This is a genomic window from Flavobacterium salmonis (assembly GCF_903819435.1).
GTDB classification, from domain to species: Bacteria; Bacteroidota; Bacteroidia; order Flavobacteriales; family Flavobacteriaceae; genus Flavobacterium; species Flavobacterium chungangense.
Map to the genome: position 1 here is coordinate 1 of NZ_CAIJDP010000039.1, position 1,252 is coordinate 1,252.

Below are 1,252 nucleotides of genomic sequence, written 5' to 3' on the forward strand. Positions count from 1 at the left end.
TGGAGTTGCTACCTTTGAGTGGAGACATATTTAAAAAAATAGATTTAAATTTGTTTTATCATGAAAAGAGTATTTGACGAATCATTCAAGAAGATGGCAGTTGAACTGTCTTACTTAAAAGGATCAGTATTAGAAGCAGCAAAAGAACTGGGTATGGATGCCAGCAGGTTAAGCAAATGGCGTATGGATCCCCGTTATAACGGAGGCACAGTTCTGCCTGTAAATAATAAACTGACGCCTGAGGAACAAGAAATACGAGAATTAAAAAAGAAATTGCGTGATGCAGAAATGGAAAATGCAATTTTAAAAAAGGCGGTAGCCATCTTTTCCAAGGGAGACTGAAAAAGTACCTGTTTATCCATAATAACATAGGTATCTTTCCAGTTGAAAAGATGTGCAATATATTACAGGTTAGCAGCAGCGGTTTTTATAAATGGCTCAACAGACCGCAGAGTAATCGCGACAAAAAAACGGCTGAACTATCAGTTCTGATAAGACAGGAATATGAGAACAGCCACCAGACTTATGGAAGTCCCAGGATTACACAAGTGCTGAACATGAAGCATAAAAAAGTATCCAGATCATATGTTGCCCGGCTTATGAAAAAAATGAATTTAAAGAGTAAAGTCCGCAGGAAATACAAAATCACAACTGATTCGAACCATACCTATCAAACTGCTGATAATCTCCTTCAAAGAAATTTTTCAGCAAATGGATTATCTCAAAAGTGGGTAAGCGACATTACATATATTAAAACAGGCTGTGGCTGGATGTACTTCACCGCAGTAATTGATCTTGCTGATCGTAAAGTTATCGGATGGTCCTTTAGTAATGATATGACTGCAGCAAATACTACTGTAAGAGCTTTAAATGCAGCTATAAGAAATAGAGGAGTAAAAAAGGGACTGATATTTCATTCTGATAGAGGAGTCCAGTATGCTTGTGATGAATTTAAAATTCTGCTAAATGAAACAGGAATAAAACAAAGCATGAGCAGAAAGGGCAACTGTTGGGACAACGCAGTAGCAGAAAGCTTCTTTAAAACATTAAAAGCAGAATTCGTATATCATAGAAAATTTGAAAATAGAGAGGCTGCCAAAATAGAAATTTTTAGATATATAGAAGGATTTTATCACCCAAAAAGAATACATTCTTCTATTGGATACAGAACACCAAACGAAATGGAATTATTACACCAGCAAAATGAAAAATTAGTAGCGTAAAAAGTCTCCACTTTTTAGTTGCAATTCCA

General features: G+C 35.7%; 2 protein-coding genes. Both read left to right on the forward strand.

What is annotated here, in order from left to right; all coding sequences use genetic code 11:
* Positions 1–60 precede the first annotated feature (60 nt).
* Complete coding sequence (locus FLACHUCJ7_RS00235; RefSeq protein WP_180907461.1) at positions 61–342, forward strand: transposase; 282 nt, start codon at positions 61–63, stop codon at positions 340–342.
* A 14-nt stretch (positions 343–356) separates the two neighbouring features.
* On the forward strand, positions 357–1,223 hold the full coding sequence (locus FLACHUCJ7_RS00240) for an IS3 family transposase (protein ID WP_230408765.1): 867 nt from the start codon (positions 357–359) through the stop codon (positions 1,221–1,223).
* Positions 1,224–1,252 lie beyond the last annotated feature (29 nt).

Coding starts and splice junctions, on each gene's coding strand:
- FLACHUCJ7_RS00235 (WP_180907461.1), top strand. CDS start 61: ATGAAAAGAGTATTTGACGAATCATTCAAGAAGATGGCAGTTGAACTG.